The 17812-nt window shown below is 50.9% G+C and carries 18 protein-coding genes; 11 read left to right on the top strand and 7 right to left on the bottom strand.

Features of this window, described 5'->3' with window-relative positions:
* Positions 1-182: 182 nt before the first annotated feature.
* Positions 183-2690 carry an S-layer homology domain-containing protein gene (locus tag WKT05_RS00170; protein WP_340412391.1) on the top strand — a complete coding sequence of 836 codons (2508 nt, stop codon included), beginning with the start codon at positions 183-185 and terminating at the stop codon, positions 2688-2690.
* Between the two features lie 144 nt (positions 2691-2834).
* On the opposite strand, the gene WKT05_RS00165 is transcribed toward WKT05_RS00170, so the two are convergent.
* From WKT05_RS00165 to nadA, 6 genes are all read right to left on the bottom strand, one after another.
* Positions 2835-4433, bottom strand: a complete 1599-nt coding sequence (locus tag WKT05_RS00165; RefSeq protein WP_340412390.1) for a stalk domain-containing protein — start codon at positions 4431-4433, stop codon at positions 2835-2837.
* Positions 4434-4670: 237 nt separating this feature from the next.
* Complete coding sequence (gene ymfI, locus WKT05_RS00160; RefSeq protein WP_340412389.1) at positions 4671-5399, bottom strand: elongation factor P 5-aminopentanone reductase; 729 nt, start codon at positions 5397-5399, stop codon at positions 4671-4673.
* A 65-nt stretch (positions 5400-5464) separates the two neighbouring features.
* Positions 5465-6265: an aspartate dehydrogenase domain-containing protein gene (locus WKT05_RS00155; RefSeq protein WP_340412388.1), complete on the bottom strand. Its 801-nt coding sequence runs from the start codon at positions 6263-6265 to the stop codon at positions 5465-5467.
* Entirely contained in the window at positions 6262-6798 is a 537-nt protein-coding gene (locus tag WKT05_RS00150) for a transcription repressor NadR (RefSeq protein ID WP_340412386.1), read from the bottom strand. The genes WKT05_RS00155 and WKT05_RS00150 overlap by 4 nt, the downstream gene beginning before the upstream one ends.
* Positions 6785-7648 (bottom strand): carboxylating nicotinate-nucleotide diphosphorylase, encoded by an 864-nt coding sequence (gene nadC / locus WKT05_RS00145; RefSeq protein WP_340412384.1) that lies wholly within the window; start codon positions 7646-7648, stop codon positions 6785-6787. The genes WKT05_RS00150 and nadC overlap by 14 nt, the downstream gene beginning before the upstream one ends.
* A 13-nt stretch (positions 7649-7661) precedes the next feature.
* Complete coding sequence (nadA, locus tag WKT05_RS00140; RefSeq protein ID WP_340412383.1) at positions 7662-8561, bottom strand: quinolinate synthase NadA; 900 nt, start codon at positions 8559-8561, stop codon at positions 7662-7664.
* A gap of 151 nt (positions 8562-8712) precedes the next feature.
* On the opposite strand from nadA, the gene WKT05_RS00135 reads away from it, so the two are divergent.
* The 8 genes from WKT05_RS00135 to WKT05_RS00100 all read left to right on the top strand — a co-directional run bounded on the left by WKT05_RS00135 (position 8713) and on the right by WKT05_RS00100 (position 14419).
* Positions 8713-9033, top strand: a complete 321-nt coding sequence (locus tag WKT05_RS00135) for a rhodanese-like domain-containing protein (RefSeq protein WP_340412382.1) — start codon at positions 8713-8715, stop codon at positions 9031-9033.
* A gap of 77 nt (positions 9034-9110) precedes the next feature.
* Positions 9111-9290 (top strand): rubredoxin, encoded by a 180-nt coding sequence (locus WKT05_RS00130; protein ID WP_421949887.1) that lies wholly within the window; start codon positions 9111-9113, stop codon positions 9288-9290.
* 40 nt (positions 9291-9330) lie between these two features.
* Positions 9331-10290 carry an NADH:flavin oxidoreductase gene (locus WKT05_RS00125; protein ID WP_340412380.1) on the top strand — a complete coding sequence of 320 codons (960 nt, stop codon included), beginning with the start codon at positions 9331-9333 and terminating at the stop codon, positions 10288-10290.
* Positions 10291-10438: 148 nt separating this feature from the next.
* On the top strand, positions 10439-10897 hold the full coding sequence (gene tnpA, locus WKT05_RS00120) for an IS200/IS605 family transposase (RefSeq protein WP_068454115.1): 459 nt from the start codon (positions 10439-10441) through the stop codon (positions 10895-10897).
* A gap of 180 nt (positions 10898-11077) precedes the next feature.
* The gene (locus WKT05_RS00115; RefSeq protein WP_215507254.1) at positions 11078-11347 is read left to right on the top strand and encodes an ACT domain-containing protein; all 270 of its coding nucleotides are present in this window, start codon (positions 11078-11080) and stop codon (positions 11345-11347) included.
* Between the two features lie 14 nt (positions 11348-11361).
* The gene (locus tag WKT05_RS00110; RefSeq protein WP_340412376.1) at positions 11362-12717 is read left to right on the top strand and encodes a PFL family protein; all 1356 of its coding nucleotides are present in this window, start codon (positions 11362-11364) and stop codon (positions 12715-12717) included.
* Positions 12718-12731: 14 nt separating this feature from the next.
* Positions 12732-13784: an inorganic phosphate transporter gene (locus tag WKT05_RS00105; RefSeq protein ID WP_215507250.1), complete on the top strand. Its 1053-nt coding sequence runs from the start codon at positions 12732-12734 to the stop codon at positions 13782-13784.
* 8 nt (positions 13785-13792) lie between these two features.
* On the top strand, positions 13793-14419 hold the full coding sequence (locus WKT05_RS00100) for a DUF47 domain-containing protein (RefSeq protein ID WP_340412372.1): 627 nt from the start codon (positions 13793-13795) through the stop codon (positions 14417-14419).
* 31 nt (positions 14420-14450) lie between these two features.
* Here WKT05_RS00100 and WKT05_RS00095 read toward each other — a convergent pair whose 3' ends face one another.
* Entirely contained in the window at positions 14451-16313 is a 1863-nt protein-coding gene (locus WKT05_RS00095) for an ATP-dependent helicase (protein ID WP_340412370.1), read from the bottom strand.
* 103 nt (positions 16314-16416) lie between these two features.
* Here WKT05_RS00095 and WKT05_RS00090 point away from each other — a divergent pair, with 103 nt between their 5' ends.
* Together WKT05_RS00090 and WKT05_RS00085 are read left to right on the top strand one after the other, a co-directional pair.
* A complete protein-coding gene (locus WKT05_RS00090) occupies positions 16417-16956 on the top strand; it encodes a phosphatase PAP2 family protein (RefSeq protein WP_340412369.1) in 540 nt (179 codons plus the stop codon).
* An 18-nt stretch (positions 16957-16974) separates the two neighbouring features.
* The gene (locus tag WKT05_RS00085) at positions 16975-17778 is read left to right on the top strand and encodes a nitroreductase family protein (protein WP_340412367.1); all 804 of its coding nucleotides are present in this window, start codon (positions 16975-16977) and stop codon (positions 17776-17778) included.
* Positions 17779-17812 lie beyond the last annotated feature (34 nt).

Here is a 17812-nt window from a genome sequence, read left to right as displayed (position 1 = left end):
AATTTTCACCCTTTGAGTGAAAATTAAATAGATTTAGTGCTCGCCCGGCAATGATTCAAATAACGTTGACTACATAAAGGGACACATGTTTTTCGAAAGATGACCCCGGAAGTGACGCAGCAAGAGACGGCTTGATAAAACTGCGGTCGAGACAGATGACAGCAGATGAAATGGAGGTAGAAATGAAACGCGGAATAAAGCAGACGATCGTGCCCATCCTCGCACTGGTGATGATCCTAAGCGCCTTCCTCCCGGGCACCGTGGAAGTCCATGCAGAAGGCGGCATTCCTATTGATGAAACCCACTTCCCCGATAAGAACTTTAGGGACTTTGTATTTTGGAGCCTCGATAGTAATCGTGATCATCGCTTAAGTCAAGCAGAATGTGACGCTGTTGAGAAGATCGATGTTACCCAAAAAAGAATTACCGACTTAAAGGGGATTGAGTATTTTACCGGGTTAAAGATATTGAATTGTTGGATTAACGAACTAAAATCCTTAGATTTAAGTAAAAACACAGCGCTAGAGGAACTTATATGTACCCGCAACAAACTTACAAGTCTAGATGTCAGTCAACTGACCGGTCTTAAGGTACTTAAATGTAGCGAAAACAAACTAACAAACTTAAACATAAGCAAGAATACCGCCCTCACGGTCCTTCGCTGCAGTGCCAACCAAATTAGAACCTTAGATGTAAGCCATAACACTACCCTTCGTAAATTAGTTTGTTATGAAAATAAATTAAGGGAACTGGATGTAAGTCAAAACACTGCCCTTACAGAGCTTAAGTGTTATCAGAATGAATTGACGACGCTGGATGTAAGTCAAAATGCCGAACTTGAGAGGCTTGTCGCACATAGCAATCCCTTAACTTCTGTGAAGCTAATCGAAAAAGAGTATCTCGACTTACAGTTAGATCCGATTTATCAGCTTTCTGTACCGAAAGGAACTTCGAAAATTCTTTTTCCTAATGGATTTAAGATGGAAAATGTTCAGGGAACGATTCCCGGAATAGAAGCAACAGGCGATGGCTTCAAATGGGATGGAACCACGGAAAAAGGCGAATTCGAATACAAATTAAGCGACGTACCCGAAAAAATTGTAAAAGCAACCGTACACATTACGAATTTAGACGATCCGGCTTTAAACGAAGCGATAAAGCTCGTGGAACAAGCAGAAGAGAAGAAAACGGAAGTACAATATAATGCCGCGAAAGTAAAAGTCGATGCGCTGAATAAAATGAATTGGACAACGGACTTGGAAAATCGCCTGGCAGAGGTCAAAAAATACATTGACGCCGAAAATGCGCTAAAGGCTTTAGAGGCAAAAGAAGCCAAAGATCTAACCGATGAGGCCATGGCGGCAACAGCACAACGCGTGAATGAAGTTAAAAGGGATTGGAGGGCACCCCTTGAAGAACGCTTAAATGATCTGAAAAATAAAAAAACCGCCTTTGATCCCGAGCATGTAGCAAACATGGCGGTCAAGACCCAACCGAGGAACTTAAGCTACACCGAAGGAGATGAATTGAACCTCGCCGGTTTGGTCGTCATCTTAACGGACAACAAAGGCGTCAAAAAAGACGTGGCCCTTGAAGACTTTGAGGCCACGGGCATCACATCAAGTCCCGCACATAAGGCCGCCCTCGCCGCCGCCGATAACGGCAAAAAAGTGAAACTGACGATGGGAAGCTTGGCGGCAGAAACCGAACCGCTGAGCATTAAAGAAAAGCAAGTGTTTGTAGATACAAAAGCCCTTCAGGAAAAAATTGGCGAAGCAAAGGCATTGTTGGAAAAATCCGGTCAATCGGATTTCGCAAAGAAATTGCAGGAAGTCGTTGCCGACGTGGAAGCTGTAATCAAGAACCCGACGGATCAGGTGGCAGTCAATAATAAGCTTAGCGAACTTGATAAAGTCATGAATGCGCTGAAAGATTATAACGAGAAAAATCAGCAGAAGGCGGCTGGAGAAAAGGAAAAAGGCCATCGTAACAGGCGAAACAATACCGCGCGCCAAGGCAATGGGGGCGAAGGCAGGATTTTCGGCCAAAGGGCCCAAGAGCCTGCAACGACCGAAAACAAGAGCGATGTTAAGCACCATGCCGTGGTTAACGAAGCCTATATCTACGGCTACGAAGACGGATCTTTCCGTCCCGACGGCAACATGACCCGGGCAGAAGCGATAGCCATGCTTGCACGTCTCGCGAAATTGGATACGTCCGATGCTTCGAGACCAAACTACATGGACGTTCGCGGCGGATGGTACAATGGCGCGATTAATGCCATGGTTAAGGCCGGCTATATGAAGGGATATTCTGACGGAACCTTCCGTCCCGACGAAAAGATTACCCGCGCGGAATTCGCACAAATGCTTACAGCTGTGGACAAGGCCAACCGCATCAACGTACCTTTTGCCGATGTAAAGGGTCACTGGGCTCTGCCTGCCATCGAACAGGCCTATGCGAACGGCCGCATCAAGGGTTATCCGGATGGCTCTTTCCGCCCGAATCATTGGATTACCCGTGCAGAGTCGGTTACCATTGTCAACCGCCTCTTTAATCGTCCTGTCAATGAAAAAGCTTTGGCTACTATGCGAGGCGATATGAAGAACTTTAAAGACATTTCTCCGAAGCACTGGGCATACTATCAAATTCTCGGCGCATCGAATTCCTACGAATCTTTTCGCGAATAAAACAGTGCCGAAGAGATTTGGACGCGCATTGTTTAATGAAAGAATGGGAATCCCTTCCCTGTAAAACGGAATAAACAGATCGGAAATCCATTCTGAAAATGAACAAACCCACGAGGAAACTCGCGGGTTTGTTTTTATGCTTTTTTATTTTAAATTGATGGTCCGCGTGATTTCCACTTCTTGTGTCGCGGCGTTCCAGATGATTTCTTTTCCTTCGACCAAGCCCAGGGCCCGTGCCACATTGGCGATGGGAAGGTAGGTTCGGTCGTTTTTAATCATGGCTTTGGTGTCGCTTTCGTAGGTTTTGCCGTTGACGATGATTTTGTTTGTGTCCACGGGGATTTCCACGCGAGTGGTTTTGTCTGTCATAAGGACGGTGCGCGTTTCATTGATCCACTGTACGTCCATGCCCAGGCTTTCCGCCACGTAGCGAATGGGGAGCATGGTGCGGTTGTTGTGGATAAAGGGGGCGACGTCCACTTGGCCCTTCGTCTTCATGCCCTGTACACGGCGCTCAAGATTTTTCGAACCGATTTTCAGTTTGACGGAGAACTGCAGGGTATTCTTCGCAGGGGTTTTCGCCGCTCGGATCGGATTGGGCTTGAATTGAGGAGACGGGGAAGCGGGGCGAGCCGGCTTGCTGGGCTTGGGCCGATTCGGAAGGGGGGTTCCGGGAGTCGGTGCCTTCTTTTCCCACTTGGCGTAGAGGGTCATGTCGCCGACGACGGCACTTGCAAAGTCGTAGGCCTGTGTGAGGGAAGCATCGGTGTACCATCCGGCGAAGGCGTGATCCGCCTTGGCGGGATCTTGGGGCCTCGTTAAGAGAAAGCCTTCACTAACGGTGTCCGGATCGATTTTGCTTCCATCATTGGTTTCGAAGGTAATGGTGTAGGTGCTGTTGGTCTTCAAGCGGAAGTAGCCAGGTTGATCCGCACCGCCGTCGATTCGCGCGTATTCTTTGTTGACGTGGTCTTCGTTATATACGGTGCCTTTTCCACCGACGAGGGAGGTGCAGCCGGCAAACATATTGCTCGCGGATATAATCTTGTCGGTGCTGAAGCCTCCGGTGGCGAAGATGGTGCGCAAGTTTTTGCAATGGTAGAACATATTGGCTGTGTACTCCAAATTGCTGGTGTTAAAGCCGGTGAGATCCAAGGTGCGAAGAGAGGAGCAGCCGTTAAACATGCCGATCATGTCGGTGACCGAAGTGACGTCGAAGCCATAGAGGTCGACAGATTTTAGTGCACTGCAGCCGTAGAATAGGTAGTCTGCCTTTTTCAAACTGCTTGTGTCGAAGGAAGCGAGGCTGACGCTCTCCAATTGGGTGCAGTCTTGGAAGAGATTGCTCAGTTCTTCAACCTTGGAGGTATCCACGTCTTTAAAGTTAACGTTCTTCAACTGATCGTAGCCTACAAACAGGTGGATGGATCGTCTAGGAAAGGCGATCTTGCTATCGTCTTCACTCAAAACGTAATACTTTCCGTTTTTTTCGTAGACTTTAATCTTGTCACTGCCATTAGCGCCCACGGGACTGCCGTTCAGGTCTCGGATGTAGGCTTCATTCTCTGCTTTCGTGCCGAAGATAATTTCCGTGGCCTTATCTTTCGGTACGGCGCGGTGAAAGGCATTTATGTCCAAGGTGGTGTTTTCCTGAGCGTGGGCCGCTCGGGGGCTAAAAATGGCGACGGCCAGGCTGAGGCATAAAAAAAGGCCCAAGCACTTGCCAAAGGAATGTTTAATCATTGGTGTATCTCCTGTTCTTTTGTGATGTAAAAATTTTATCACGGGAAAAAAGAGGGGAACAAGAACAAAGGCCGTCGAATTTCGTCATATTTTCTAAGATAAGGGTCGGATAATCTTACAAAACGGGGATATTTGAAGACAATTAAATACATTTGTATTACGGCCAGCAAAAAAGCCGCCTCGTGGGCAGCTTGATCTTTTCTGTTTTATATGCCCACGGCGGCGCGACCCACGGCTTTAGCGAAAGTGTCCGTCGATGGGGATGATGTCTCCCGTAATGTAGGCGGCTTCGTCGGAGATCAGGTATTTCACCAGGCTCGCGATTTCTTCGGGCTTGGCAAAGCGGCTGACGCCCACCTCTTTGCGAAGGGCGACCAGTTCTTCTTCGGAAAAATCCTTGCGCATCATGTCCGTGTCCACGATGCCGGGGGCCACGGCGTTGACGCGAATGCCGCTGGGCGCCAGTTCTTTGGCCAGGGCCTTGGTCAGGGAATTGATGGCGCCTTTTGATGCGGAGTAGCAGGTTTCCATGGCGGCGCCGGCTTCGCCCCATATGGAGCTGATGTTTATAATAACGCCGCTCTCCTTGTGAAGCATATGGGGAATGGCCCGTTTGGAATTAAGGAAGACGGAGTTTAAATTGGTGCCGAGGATGTTTTGCCAGGTGTCGAAGGCCGTGTCCTGCAGAAGATCGTAGTGGGAGATGCCGGCGTTGTTAATAAGTATGTCCACGTGGCCGAGGTTTTTTTCCGCCGTGTTAAAGAGATGGTCCACGTCTTCTTCTTTGCTTACGTCGGCCTTTACGGCGATGGTATAGGGATTGGTTTTGCGAAGTTCTTCGAGGAGTGCGTGGGCGGCTTTTTCACTGCGGAAATAGTTAATGACGAGTTTGTACTCCGGATTTAATTTTCTCGCGATGGCCGCCCCGATGCCTCGAGACGCGCCGGTAATCAAAACTGTTTTCATAAGACTATTTTACACATGAGGCGCTGTTTCGCCAATAAAAAAGCCGCCTTCGCGGCAGCTTTTCCTTAAAAGTATTGCACGGGATCGGCCAAGTTTTTCAACAGGGCCGCCACGCTCCATGCAGCGGTGACGCTGGATTTCGGATTTTTCGGATCGGGCTTGGAGGTGATTTCCACCACGGCCTTGGCTTTTTCGTTTTCCACGGTGACCCGATGGGTGTTGCCGGGGCTTAAAGGATCGCTTACGATGCGCACCTTGGTGGCATCGGCCCCCGAGGTGGTGAGGCCTGTGGCCACGGCCACATTGGTGTTTTTCGGAAAGCCCTTAATGGCTTCCGTGGCGCTTCCTTCGAAGGCGACGACTTTTTTATCCGTAGGCAGGTCTTCCTTTAGGTAGGGGGCGCCGTTTAAGCTTTTCGGCGCTTTCGTGCTTTGAATTTCCGAAACCACGCCGCCCATAAGGGTGAAGGTGCGCATTAAGTCGAAGCCGCCAATGGCTCCGGAGGTGATGTGCACTTTTCGGCCCGCTTTTTTTGCTGCCGATTCGATGTCGTCATATAAGGCGGCATCGGCCAAGGCACCGACGGAGGTAATGACCACGTCTTTGCCTGCATCCAGCAGGGGCACGATGTATTCTTTCACGGCGCCGACGCCTGCGATTTCCACGACGATGTCCGTGTCGTCGGCGAGGAGGGCGTCGAAATTGTCGTAAAGGGGAATGGTCTCGCCTTTTACGGCAATGGTTTTTTCGTCGAGGACTTGATCGAAAATCCCCGCGAGGTGGTAGTCTTCTTTTAATTTGTCTAAAATAGCGTCCACGAGAATGTGGCCCAGGGCGCCGTAGCCGATGACGGCGATGTTTTTCATGCTTCCTCCTTGAAAGGTTCTTCGGGCACTAAAAAGCCCGCTTCGGCCAAAGCCGCTTCTACTTCATCTAAGGTTTCTTCGTCTTTGGCAAAAACCGTGTGGAAGTGGTAGCCGTTGGTAATGTTGTTCAGTGGGGTGCTGACGCTGTGGTAAATGTCGTCCATAAAATGGTTCACGTCTTTACGAGATTGAATATTTAATGTGGCGGCGATTTTTCCGTAAAAGCGGTGCTCTACATAGACATCTTCCACCGTGGCCCCCAAGTCCACGATGAGATTCAGCTCCTTGGTGATTTCGTCGTCTCTGTGGTGGCACTTGAATGTGCGGCGAAAGCCCGTGGGCGCGTTCATGTAGTAGCCGCGATTGGTGGAGTGGATGGGAATGTTTTTCGCCCGAAGCAGGCTGATATCTTGAACGATGACCTGCCTGGAGACGGAAAAAGTTTTGGCTAGGCTGTCTCCGGAAAGAGGCTCGGCGGATTCCCGAAGGGCTTTTTCGATTTCGTAGAGCCGCGTTTCCTTATCGAGAACCATCGGGTGTCAGTCCTTTCATGGAAAAATCCAGCACCGGCGCCGAGTGGGTGAGGGCGCCGGAGGAGATAATGTCGGCGCCTAGGTCTTTGTACTTGGAAATGTTGTTAATATCCATATTGCCGGAAAGTTCCACCAGGGCGCGCCCGTCGATGAATTCGACGGCTTTTTTTATTTCATCCGCGCTCATATTGTCCAGCATAATAATGTCTGCGCCGGCCTCTACGGCCTCTTTCACCATGGCCATGGTCTCCACTTCCACCTCGATTTTTCGAACGAAAGAGGCGTAGGCCTTGGCCCTTTTAATGGCTTCTGCGACCGAGCCCGCGGCGCCGATGTGATTGTCCTTGAGCATGACGCCGTCGGTGAGGTTGAAGCGGTGGTTCTCGCCGCCGCCGCAGCGAACGGCGTATTTGGCGAAGATCCTAAAATTCGGCGTGGTCTTTCTGGTATCCACGATTTTCGTCTCGCTTCCCGCCAGGGCATCGACCATTTTCTTGGTGTAGGTGGCGATGCCGCTCATCCGTTGAAGGAAATTTAAAGCCACCCGCTCCGCCGTTAAAAGGGCGCGAATGGGGCCTGTGATCGTGGCGATTAAATCGCCTTTCGTCACATTATCGCCGTCATCGAAATACCACTGTACGGCGGTTCTGTCGTCGAAGAGGCGGAAGGTGCGTTCAAATACGGGAGCGCCTGCGAGCACGCCGTCGGCCTTGGCGAAAAGTTTCACCGAGCCTTTTTCGTCGGCATCCACCAAAGCGTTCGTTGAAATGTCTTCCTCGTTTACGTCTTCTTTCAGGGCGGCCAAAATGGCGTCGTCCATTAAAAAAGGCGCCAAAGTCAAATTGCCCATAAAGCTCCTTTCCTTACTTGCTTGCGATGGCGAGCATGCGGTCCAAGGGAATCTTGGCCTTTTCGATTAAGTCCGCATCTAAAAGAACCTCGTTGTCGCCGGTTTCCAAAACGTGGATGATTTTGTCGATGGTGACCATTTTCATGCCGGTGCAAATCAGGTCCGGGAAAATAAATTCCTTGTCGGGATAAAGTCGGTTTAATTCCCAACCGATGCCTTCTTCCGTGAGAATAATGTTTTTGTCCTTGTTCAAATCGCCGACGGCGCTCAAAATGCCCTTGGTGCTGCCCGTGTAATCGGCCAGTTCCAGAACTTCCGGCTTGCATTCCGGATGGCAGAACACGGGAGCGTCCGGGTATTGTTTCTTCAGGGCGCGCACCATGTCTGCCGTTAAGCTGTCGTGAACGGGGCAGCAGCCGGCGTTGTTAATAAAGTGCTTGTCGGGGAAAGCCCCTTCCGTATTTTGGCCTAAATTGCCGTCGGGAATAAAGAAAATATGCTTGGCGTCGATGGCGCTTACCACTTTCGCCGCGTTAGAGGAAGTGAGGCAGTAGTCCGAATGGGCTTTCACTTCGGCGGTGGAGTTGACGTAAGAGACCACGGCGAGGTCGTCGTATTTTTCTTTCATTTCCTTAATGGCATCCACATCCACCATGTGGGCCATGGGGCAATCGGCATCGGGATCGGGAAGGTAGACGGTTTTTTCCGGATTCAAAATCTTTACCGTCTCTCCCATAAATTCTACGCCGGCCATGACGATGGTCTTGGCGTCGATGCCTGTGGCGATTTTCGCCAGGGTGAAGGAGTCGCCGACGTGATCGGCGACGGCTTGTACGGCGCCGTCCACATAATAGTGGGCGAGAATGACGGCGTCTTTTTCTTTCTTTAAGCGTGCGAGGGTGTCCTTTTCCAAAGTAGTCTTCCTTTCTTCTGTGTATTCGTGAATCCATCCTAGGATACCACAAGTGTTGGCAGATGACAACACGACTGTCTTGTCAGTAAAGAAAATTGAGTCCGCCGTCGATTCAAGCTATAATAAAAGCAAGATGAAAAGGAGGCACAGTTTGGACCATTTACGAAAACTTTTCGGCGAAAATAACACGCCGTCCATTCCCGTAAAGGAATTAAAGGACAGGTCAACGAAATTTATTTTAGATGTGCGGGAGCCCGACGAAATCGCCACGGGAAAAATTCCCGGCGCCTACACCATTCCCCTGGGGGATTTAAGTGCGCGGGAAGAGGAGCTTCCCAAGGACGAGACGATTTACATTATCTGCCGCTCCGGCAATCGCAGCCAAAAGGCCTGCGCGTATTTAAACGGTCGCGGCTATGACTGCATCAATGTAGCCGGCGGCATGCTGGCCTACGACGGGCCCGTGGAATAAAGGGTGCCGCAGAAGTTCGGAAAAAGCTTTTGAAGCCTGAGAAAGCGGGTATAGTTAAAAGAGAATAGGAGGAAGTTATGGAAAAAGATATGAGCAAGTATCGCTGCAAACCCTGCGGCTTCGTGTACGATCCCGCCAAAGGCGTGCCGGAATACGGCATCGAACCGGGCATTCCCTTTTCTGAATTGCCCGACGACTGGACTTGCCCCAAATGCGGCACCAGCAAATGGATGTTTGTAAAAGTCGAAGAAGATTAAAGCGCTCGCAAGAGTGCTTTTTTCATAAGCAGGAGGAGCCATGAGAACACTAAAAGATGCCCTTAACGTAGGCGTGGCCATTCACAGTCGCTTGGTTATGCCGCCCATGGTGACAGAGGCCTCGGTGGGGGGCGAGATCAGCGAAACGACCCTGGCCTATTACAAAAAAATGGCGGCGAACAAACACTTCGATCTCTTTATTATCGAACACAGCTACGTCGCAGAAGACGGCAAGGCGAGCTTGAAGCAAATGAGTTTGGCCGACGACGAAAAAATCGTCGGGCATAAAAAACTCGTGGCGGCCATAAAAAGCGTTCGCCCCGACGCCGCCGTGTTCTTGCAATTAAACCACGCCGGCATCAAAACCCGAGGCGACATGATCGGCAAAGACCCCATGGGCCCCTCGGTACGTCCCTGGGATAAAATGTGCCGTGCCATGACCTTCGACGACATGGCGCGGGTGAAAGCGGATTTCGTGACGGCGGGCCTTCGGGCGAAGGCGGCGGGCTACGACGGTGCGGAGCTTCACGTGGCCCACGGCTATTTGCTGAACCAATTCCTTTCCCCCCTCACCAATTTCCGCACCGACGACTACGGCAAAGACCGGATGAAGTATCCACTGGAAGTCTTTCTGGCCATGAAAGAAGCCCTGGGCGATTTTCCCCTGGCCGTGCGCATCGGCGGAATCGAAACCATTGAAGGGGGCACCACCGTGGATGACGGCGTACGCGCAGCCAAAGCCTTTGATAAGGCCGGCGCCGCCCTTTTAGACATGACCGGCGGCATGACCGGCTACAATCGGCCCGGCCACAAGGAAGCCGGCTGGTTTAAAGACCTGAGTCGCGCCGTAAAAGACGAAACCGCGGCCCCGGTGCTTGTAACCGGCGGCATCACCACCTATGAGGAAGCGGAACAACTACTGGCAGAGGGTGCGGCGGATCTTTTCGGCATCGGACGCGCCTTTTTGAAAGACCCGGATTGGGAGACGGATAAACTATAAGAAGCTACGGCATGACCGCGGCTTTTTTTGCATTAGAAAACCCCCGGTTAGACCGGGGGTTCCGTTTAGCTTTAGCGATAATTGCCCGTTATTTCCAGCGTGATATGATGAGAGAGGTCTGCCAACCAATCACAATCAGGAGGAAATAATGACATCACTAAATCACACCCATAGTTTATCACACACAAAATGGAATTGTAAGTATCACGTCGTGTTTGCTCCGAAATACAGGCGAAAAGTATTTTATGGATCGAAGCGCTTAGAAATTGGAGCGATTCTACGGGAGTTATGTAGTTGGAAAGGCGTGAACATAATCGAGGCGGAAGTATGTCCAGATCACGTTCACATGCTACTAGAGATCCCACCCAAACTATCTGTATCTTCATTCATGGGCTTTCTAAAAGGTAAGAGCAGCATCATGATCTATGAACGATGGGGAGACATGAAATTTAAATATAGAGGAAGGCAGTTTTGGTGCCGAGGCTATTACGTCGATACAGCGGGAAAAAACGCTAAAAAGATTCAGGAATACATTCAAAATCAGCTGAAAGAAGATCAAATAAGTGAGCAACTAACGTTCGACACGACGAACCCCTTCAAGGGGTAGCCAAGTAACGATAGCACGGGCAGACCGCCGACGCCCTTCAGGCGCAGCTAGTAATACAGGCCCTTTGGGCCGAAAAAGGAAAACCCCCGGCTACGCCGGGGGATGTTTATTGCGCAGAAATCCCCTGAACCATGGATCCATGTCTATGTTATAATAAGTTTATTACAAAGGAGGGATTGGATGAAAGCTGTTGTCAGTGTTTTAGGTAAGGATCAGGTAGGGATTGTTTCCCGGGTTACGACGCTTTTGGCGGATCATGGTTTTAATATTTTAGACATTAGTCAAACCATTGTCAGTTCTTATTTCACCATGATTCTCGTGGTGGAACACGCCGATGAAAATTTTGCCTTGGAAAATGTCGTGGAAGACTACGAAGCTTTGGGCAAATCCATGGGTTTGGACATTCGCATGCAGCATGAGGCGCTTTTTAGCCGTATGCACCATATTTAGAAAGGACGTCTCTTTTGGATAATTCTTCGATTCTCGAAACAATTCACATGCTGGAGCATGAGAATTTAGACATACGAACGGCGACCTTGGGGATTTCCCTTATGGATTGCATCTCCGACGATGTGGACGTGGTATGCAAGCAGGTTTATGACAAGATCACCACCTTAGGTGCCGACTTGGTCGATGAAGCCAATGCCGTCGGCGCCAAGTACGGGGTAAGCGTGGTCAATAAGCGCATTTCCGTCACGCCGGCTTCGTTGATTTTGCCTCGCGGCACGAAAGAGGATTTCGTGAAGCTGGCCAAGGCTCTGGACGATGCAGCCATTAAAATCGGCGTCGACTTTATCGGCGGCTTTTCCGCTTTGGTTCACAGCGGCATGACTGAAAGCGAGCGGGCTTTAATCGAAGCCATCCCGGAAGCTTTGGCCACGACGGAAAAGGTGTGCTCCTCGGTAAATGTGGGCACGTCGAAATCGGGCCTCAATATGGATGCCGTGGCTTTAATGGGCAAAGTGATTAAGGATGCGGCCTATTTGAGTCGCGACGCGGATTCCATCGGCTGCGCGAAGCTGGTTGTCTTCGCCAATGCGGTGGAAGACAATCCCTTTATGGCAGGCGCCTTCCACGGCACGGGCCTCGGGGATCACGTGCTCCACGTGGGCATTTCCGGCCCCGGCGTAGTGAAGACGGCTTTGGAAAAATTCCGCGGCGCGCCTTTCGACGAAGTGGCTCAATGCATCAGTGAAATGACCTTCAAGATTACCCGCATGGGCGAATTGGTGGGCAAGGAAATCGCCAAGCGTTTGGATACGCCCTTCGGCACCATCGACTTGTCTCTCGCACCGACGCCGGCAGTAGGCGACAGTGTGGCGCGGATTTTGGAAGAAATCGGCGTGGGCACCGTGGGCGGCCACGGCACCACGGCGGCTTTGGCCATGTTAAATGACGCGGTGAAAAAGGGCGGCATCAATGCATCCGCCCATGTCGGCGGCTTAAGCGGCGCCTTTATTCCCGTATCGGAAGACGAGGGCATGATCTCCGCCGCCGCATCGGGCGCCTTGGCTTTCGACAAATTAGAAGCCATGACCTGCGTCTGCTCCGTCGGGTTGGACATGATCGCCATTCCCGGAGACACGCCGGCGGAAACCTTATCGGCCATGATCGCCGATGAATCCATGATCGGCATCATCAATCACAAGACCACGGCGGTGCGCCTGATTCCCGTTGTGGGCAAAGACGTAGGCGACAACGCCACCTTCGGCGGCCTGTTAGGGGAAGCACCGATTCTTCCCGTGCACAAAAACGACTGTGCGGCCTTTGCGGCACGGGGCGGCTTTATTCCCGCGCCCATTCACAGCTTTAAAAATTAAATCGAAGGGAAGCCATGACTGTTACCATTCAAGAATTCGTCTCCATGATGGCCCAAAGCCCCGCCATTTTTCTCACGACCCTTTTGGTCTTGGCGGTGGTCTTTGTCAACGGCTGGACCGATGCGCCCAATGCCATCGCCACCGCTGTATCCACGCGCAGCATTGCGCCGCAAAAGGCCATTTATTTAGCCACGCTCTTTAATTTTCTCGGGGTCTTCATTATGACGGCCCTTAACGCCAATGTGGCGGAGACGATTTACAACATGGTGGACTTTAACGGCAACACAAACGAAGCCTTGATCGCTCTGGCCGCGGCCCAGGTGAGCATCGTGATTTGGTCGACGGCGGCGTGGTATTTCGGGATTCCCACGTCGGAATCCCACGCCCTCATCGCCGGGCTCTCCGGCTCGGCCATCGCCCTGCACGGGGGACTTGCCGGGATCAACGGGGCGGAGTGGATGAAAAACATCTACGGCCTCGTCCTTTCCACGGTCATGGGTTTTTTCATGGGCTATGTGGTGGTAGAGATCATTAAGCGCCTTTTGGCGGGCTCCGACCGGCGAAGGTCCAAGGCCTTTTTCAAAAACGGGCAGATCGTCTCGGCGGCGGCCATGGCCTTTATGCACGGTGCCCAAGACGGGCAGAAGTTCATGGGCGTATTTATGCTGGCCTTTAGCTTGGCTGCCGGTACCGGCGGCGCGGGGCATTTCGTAATTCCGGCGTGGCTCATGATTTTAATATCGCTGGTTATCGGCCTGGGCACCAGTTTAGGGGGCCTGCGCATTATAAAATCCGTGGGCATGAACATGGTGAAGTTGGAAACCTACGAGGGCTTCGCCGCCGACATAGGCGCCGTCGTGAGCCTATTCGCCGCTTCCCTGGCGGGGCTTCCCGTTTCCACCACCCACACGAAAACCACGGCCATTATGGGCGTGGGGGCATCGAAGCACATTAAAAACGTGAACTGGTCTGTGGTAAGCGACATGGGTCTGGCGTGGATCTTGACCTTTCCCGGCTGCGGGATCATCGGATTTATCGTCACTTCCGTGCTGATTCATCTGTTTTAGGAGAAGCTATGAAAGATAGAAAATTCGATTACTTCCGTAAGTTCAGCGATATGGCTCAAAAGGCATCGCAGGCGGCAGATCTGTTGCAGATCACCTTGGGCACCTACGACGGGGCGACATTGCGGGAGAAAACCGACGCCATGAAGCGCATCGAAAACGACTGCGATCAGATCATGCACGATATTATGAATCGCCTGGCCGTGGAATTTTTGCCGCCCATCGAGCGGGAAGACATTATCGAGATCACGGACAAGCTGGACACGGTGGTGGATTCCATTGAGGAGATTTTGCTGGGCCTGTATATGTACCGGGTGCGGGAGCTCATTCCCGAGACCTTGGAGTTTGTGGATCTCATCGTCGAAAGCACATCCATGCTGGAAGAAGTTGTGTTGGAATTCAGCAATTTCAAGCACTCCAACGAGGTGAAGGAAAAAATCATTCGCATTAATTCCCTGGAAGGGGAGGGCGACACGCTGTACTTAAATGCCATGCGCTCCCTTTTCGACTATACCGGCGAATTCGATCCTAGAAAGACGATTATCTGGAAGGAAATGCTTAAGGTCTTGGAAAATTGTTTGGACAGCATTGAAGAATGTGCCAACGAATTTGAAACGGCCATGTTGAAAAACGGTTAAACAAAAGGCCCTCTCGTGTGAGAGGGCTTTTCTAATGCTTTTTTCGCGCCTTGACGATGGCTTCTTTCGACCAGGTGAAAAATTCCGAAGGCGGCACGGATTCCCGATCCACGTGGCGGGGCCTTAAGAGATAAAGCCGCTCCTTCGCCCGGGTCATGCCTACATAGAAGAGGCGACGTTCTTCTTCCAAAAGGCGCATCTCCTCCGCCGGATCCACCGGTGTCTTCGGCAGGGAGGGAATGGCATCGGCATTTAAATCCATAATAAACACGGCGTCAAACTCCAGACCCTTGGCGCCGTGAAGGGTGGATAACACCAGCCCCTTTTCTCCGGCGCGGGTGCCCTGCATCAGGCGGTCCAGGGTTTTGAGGCGGCCCAAGAAGCGGTGGTAATCGTCGGTTTTCCTCGCGATGTACTTGGCGTAGTAGAGAATGCGCATGGAGGTGGTCTTCGAGGAGCCGAAGGTGGCGGCGTGGCTCGCAATGTAGGCTTCGTATTCCAAATATTTTTGGATGAAGCGAAAAGCTTCGGCGGGGGCCAATGTTTTTAAATGGTGAAAATCCCGCTTCAGGGCCTTCACGTCCCGCACCACATAATCCGGGAGCTTTAAATCCAAAAGGGCGTCGAAGACCGATCCAACCACGCCTTTTTTCTGCAGGGTTTCGATCATTTTTTTCGACAAATAGCCGCGAATCTTGTAGTAGAAGGTGGAAAAAGCGGCGAGATCTCCTGGATTTTGGCTAAATTCGTAAATGGTGATTAAATCGTGAAGCACCCAGTGGCGGAAAAAGCGGCTCGTTCGCTCCTTGGCGGCAAAGGGGATGTTCTCCCGTTCCAAAAATTCCACCAAGCCGATGGAAGAGACGTGGTTTCGGTAAAGTACGGCCACATCCTTCAGCTCGTTTTTTTCTATTTCCGAGGCGATAAAGGCGTACTGCTTGTCTAAATTATTGAGCTCCACGGCGCGCACTTCCGGGCCCGGGCCCTTTACCGCGATGGGCGTCTTTTGGTAGCGGGCCTTGTTTTGTTCGATGAATTGGGTGGAGAGGGAAATGATTTTTTCTTGTGAGCGGAAATTTTTTGATAAGTAGTAGAGAGATAAATCGTCGTAGCGTTCATTGAGGTGCAGGAGCTCGCGAAAATCCGCCCCGCGAAAGCCGTAAATGGACTGATCGTCGTCGGCGACGATAAAGAGATTGTTCTTGGGCCCCGCAATGGCTTCGATAATGGCCAATTGGCCCTTGGAGGTGTCTTGGCCTTCGTCCACCTGAATGTAGTCGTAGGTGGCGCGCACGGCCCTTAGAAGCCCCGGGTCCTCCTTGAAAATTTCCGGCACCAGGGTAATCATGTCGTCGAAGTCGATCCACTGCCTGTCCCGCTTGAGCCCCTCGTAGCTTTTATAAAATTTCAGAAAAAGGGGCGTGGCGGCTTCTTTGTTGTATGCCTCCGGATCCAGGATTTTGTTTTTCACGTAGCTGATCTCCCTTAGCAGGGTCTCCACCTGCTCCTCGTTGGGGCTTTTGTGCATAATCTCCTTCCAAAGATCCGTGGCGATGCGCCACTTGCTCAAGGCCCGATTGGATTCGATTAAGGTGTAGCTCGTGCCCCGGCGGCGCTCGTCGTTTTTCAAGACGGAGTAGCAGAAGCTGTGGATCGTGGAGAAGGCGGGCATGGGGCTGTTTGCGAAAAGGTTTTTATAGCGCAGGGCCAAATCCCTGGCCGACGCCTTTGAAAAGGTAATGGTTAAAAGTTTTTTTCTGTCCACGCCCTCGTCGATGAGCCGTTTCGTGCGGCTTAAGAGCATGGTGGTTTTGCCGCTGCCGGGCACGGCTAAAACCAAGGCCGGACCTCCGTTGTGGCCCATGGCTTTTAATTGTTCGTCCGTTAAATTCATAGTCACCTCGGGGAAAGTATATCACGACTTGCGGGAATTGTCCTTTTCAAGACGAGATGCTTGGTATATAATGGGGGAAGTAGGTATGTACAGGATGGTGAAGATGAAAAATCCGTTTAAAGCGTTTGACGATTATTTTCTCGATCGTATAAACAAGAAATTGAAAAACAAGTATTTTGATTTCTTTTTTTACAACTATACGAACATCGCGGGACCGGGATTTCTCGGCGTCTTTTCAGTCTTTATGCTTTTCGTCGGAAAACGTTGGATCGGAAGTGCCGCTACGGAAATGGTTTTGGCCCTTGTGATTTCTACAATCGTCGCGCAAATTTTAAAGCGTATCATCAGCCGGAGTCGCCCCTATTGGGTGAGTAAGAATTTAAACACCTATGGCATCGACCTGAGGGATTATTCCTTTCCTTCGGGGCATACCACTGCGGCCTTTACGGTGGCGACGACCTTTTCTCTGTATTATCCGAAAATGGCTGCGCTTTTTATTGTGATGGCATTTTTAGTGGCTGTATCCAGAACCTATTTAGCCGTTCACTATCCCACCGACGTCTTGGCGGGTGTGATCATCGGCATCATCGTCGGTTTCGTGGTACATATGTATGTTTACGACAACCTGGCAAACTGGTTGTAAGAGGAGGAGGAAGATAATATGGTAATGACGAATTTCCTGCAAAAGAGAAGAACAGTGCGCGAATTTCAACCGACGAAGCTGTCGGCCATGGAAATGGATTGGTTAAAAGACACCCTGGCCAAATTGGAAAAACAATCCGAAGCCAGCAATGTGAGCTTCGCTCTCTATGAAAACGGCGCAGCAATTGCCGAAGCCTTAAAGGGCAAAGCCGGCTACAGCGGCGTCATGATCGAAGCGCCCTATTACATCGCTTTGCGTGCAAAAAGCCACGAAAAGGCCGAATTGATTCGCACAGGCTATTATCTTGAAATGCTGAACACGGAACTCATTGAAAAGAATTTAGGTACCTGCTGGATTACCACGGCCCATGTGGACAAGGACTTAAAGAAATCCCTGTTTGGCGAAGGCGGCGAATTTGTCGACTACATTATCGGCTTCGGTAAAGCTGAAAAACAAGATGTTTTTGAAGAAGACCGAGTCAGCCCCCGCCTCAGCGTCGATAAAATCGTGTTTAAAGATCGCGTCGGTACCCCGGCATCCTTAACCGATCTCGAAAACTACGGCTTGTTCGACGTCTTCTCGTCGATTCGTTTCGCACCGAGCCACGTCAATGCACAACCCTGGCGTTTCGTCTTAAAAGAAGACGGCAACATCGACCTTTATCTGGACAAGAGCAAAGGCGAAAAGAGCTACGTGGACATCGGCGTCGTTATGTACTACTACGAAGCCATGTTAAAGAGCACGGGCACGGAAAAAACCTGGACCTTAATCGAAGGGGCCGATGTAAAGGGTTTGGAACCGGTGGCTACAATTTCTCTGTAATAGAACCAATTGATTCAGAATAAGGAAGGAGCGT

Source organism: Peptoniphilus sp. HCN-40583, assembly GCF_037892835.1.
Classification (GTDB): domain Bacteria; phylum Bacillota; class Clostridia; order Tissierellales; family Peptoniphilaceae; genus Aedoeadaptatus; species Aedoeadaptatus rachelemmaiella.
Note: the sequence above shows the minus strand (reverse complement) of the source record. Positions and strands in the feature narration are given on the sequence as shown.